The sequence below is a fragment of the Nocardiopsis lucentensis DSM 44048 genome (assembly GCF_000341125.1).
Lineage (GTDB): Bacteria > Actinomycetota > Actinomycetes > Streptosporangiales > Streptosporangiaceae > Nocardiopsis > Nocardiopsis lucentensis.
Map to the genome: position 1 here is coordinate 1 of NZ_ANBC01000807.1, position 2,329 is coordinate 2,329.

The 2,329-nt window shown below is 72.1% G+C and carries 3 protein-coding genes and 1 pseudogene; 2 read left to right on the forward strand and 2 right to left on the reverse strand.

Annotated features, from left to right (window positions below):
• Nucleotides 1–369: 369 nt before the first annotated feature.
• Nucleotides 370–1,203, reverse strand: coding sequence for an exonuclease domain-containing protein (locus D471_RS0128230; protein WP_017601726.1), 834 nt, complete (start codon nucleotides 1,201–1,203; stop codon nucleotides 370–372).
• 151 nt (nucleotides 1,204–1,354) lie between these two features.
• Between D471_RS0128230 and D471_RS0128235 the strand changes: the two genes are divergently transcribed.
• Together D471_RS0128235 and D471_RS0128240 are read left to right on the forward strand one after the other, a co-directional pair.
• Complete coding sequence (locus D471_RS0128235; protein WP_017601727.1) at nucleotides 1,355–1,555, forward strand: hypothetical protein; 201 nt, start codon at nucleotides 1,355–1,357, stop codon at nucleotides 1,553–1,555.
• 52 nt (nucleotides 1,556–1,607) lie between these two features.
• Nucleotides 1,608–1,997: a hypothetical protein gene (locus D471_RS0128240; RefSeq protein ID WP_017601728.1), complete on the forward strand. Its 390-nt coding sequence runs from the start codon at nucleotides 1,608–1,610 to the stop codon at nucleotides 1,995–1,997.
• Nucleotides 1,998–2,016: 19 nt separating this feature from the next.
• On the opposite strand, the pseudogene D471_RS0128245 reads toward D471_RS0128240, so the two are convergent.
• Nucleotides 2,017–2,329: pseudogene (locus D471_RS0128245) on the reverse strand (hypothetical protein); the annotation flags it as partial.

A 2,329-nucleotide genomic window follows, 5' to 3' on the forward strand; every position in this document is an offset into this window, starting at 1 on the left:
CCGCTCGCCGAACTCCGGGTACCAACGGTCGAGGCGCTCGTCGTCGACCTCCGGCAGCGCGTGACAGGCCTGCGCGATCTCGGCCGTGCGCGGAACCAGGGCCGTGTCGCCCCCCAGCGGCCAGGCGCGGGAGCCGGCGGGGACGGTGAAGGTGCCCGTGTCCGGATCTGTGGTCATGGCGCGACCCTAGGCGGTGTTTTTTGGGTCCTCCGCTTCGCTTCGGACCGTGTTCGGGCGCCCTCAGGGCAGGGATTCTTCATCCTCGTCCTCGCCTGTCGCTCGTTCCTCGCTCGCGGCTCGACTCGTCGTGCACAACCCTGCCGGCGCCCGAACGACACCCCCTCGGGTGACCGTTCCAAGAAACAGGCCCTAGGGCCAGGTGCCGTCCACGACCGTTCCGTGGCCGGGTTTGGTCCGGTCCAACCACTCCTGGCGGCTGCGCGCGAAGCCGAGCGCCCAGTGCACCTGCCGCTCGTGCAGCTCCACGAGACCGAGCCCGGCCACGTCCGGGTGCCGAGCCCCGATCTCCTCCGCCACGGCCAGCGCGGCCAGGGCGTCCGCGGCGGCGGTGTGCGCCTCGGTCAGGTCGACTCCGTAGTACTCGCTCATCGCGCTCAGGTTGCGTTTGCCCCGCCGGTACGGCTCCACCCCCCGGTCGATCACCAACGGGTCCACGATCGGCGCCACGGCGCCGCCGAGACGCGCCGAGAGGGGCGCCAGGCCGTGCCGCTCCAACTCCAGTGTGAGCACCCTCAGGTCGTAGGGGGCGTTGAACACCACCACCCCCTGTCCCGCCGCCAGGTGCGCGGTGAGGGCGTCGGCGATCTCCTCCAGGCACTCGGTGGCGGGCCGGCCCTCCGCGCGCGCCCGCTCGGTGCTGATCCCGTGGATGGCGACCGCGTCCTCGGGGATCTCCCGGTGGCCGGGGTCCACCAGCCACGTCGTCGCCTTGCCGTCCCTGTCGACGAGGGCGGCCGAGACCACGAACGCGTCCTCGGGGTCGCGGGAGGAGGTCTCGGAGTCGAAGCCGAGCAGCGGGGTGGTGTGCCACCCCGGGTGGTCGCCGCGCACGGGTGGTGTGGGGCGGGGCTCGTGTTCGGCGCAGTAGGTGCGCCAGCGCCCGCCGTCCTTGACGACGACGCCGTCACCAGCGGCGACGGGGACCGAACAGGTCGTGCAGGTCCCGGGGTAGCGGTTGCGCATGGGGGTCCCTCTCCGGCCGGATGAACGGCACCGCCGTGAACGGCGGTGACTGGGCACATCGTAGAACGCGCCGGGGACAGGGCGGGTGGAAACGCGGATGGGGGGAAGGGGCGGTGGTGTGCGCGCGTCCAGTTCTGGGGAAGGGAGGAACATGAGTCTGGAAGAGGCGTCACGCCAGTTGGAAGCCGCGATTCACGACGCACGTGTGTCCTTCGACTGCATCCTCCTGGAGGAGTTGGAGCGGGCGCACACGAACGCGATCACCGCCCGAGCCGCGGTGGACGCCGCCGAACTCGCCATTCGGGTGGAGTTGGACAAACGCGCGGAGGAGAAGGACGAGTCCGTCGACTGACGGGGCCGCGCACTGACCCGAGGTCGATCGAACTTATTTTCGAACAGCGGGTATGCTGGCGGGTATGCCCGATCAGTCGCTGACGCCGGACTGGCCCGCGAGTGTGCACCCACCCGGGTCGGACTCCTTCGAGCAGACGGCCCTGGTGTGGCTGTTCGACCACGTCCCGGCCGACTACCGGCTGCACGGAGTGCTGCGCCGACATCCGGTCGCCCTCTCCCGCCTGGCCCATCAGTACGTGTCCGCCGCGTTGGAGGCCGCTCGCGAGGGGTACCGCACCGCCCGGGTGGACCTGCGCGAGCACCTGCCGCCCCACGCGCTGGACCAGGTGATGAACGCCTATCTGGAGGAGGGACGGCGCACCGCGGCCGTCCTCCGCTCGATCGAGGCGGTGGACACCGAACTCCGCGCGCTCGCCACGGGGCGCGGCGCCGATGTGTGACGCCGACTCCCGGACGGACTCAGGCGGTCACCCGGACCACGACGGCGACCTCGTCACCGGTGTTCACGAGGTGCTGGGTCGGCGGGCGCTCCCCGGCCGCGTGCTGGCCCGATCCCACGACCCGGGCACGCCCGGCGGTCAACTCGGCCGCCGACAGCATCTCCCCTCCCGGGCCCGACGCGATCAGGTGCGCGCGCCCGCTGACCAGGAACAGGACCTCCAGGGAGTGCCGCCGTCCCGGCTGCGCGGCCGGTTCGGGCACGAAGGTGTTCGGTTCGAGCGCCACCGCGGTCACCCGGAGCCGCTCGTTGGCGTGGCGGCGGGCCGCGCGG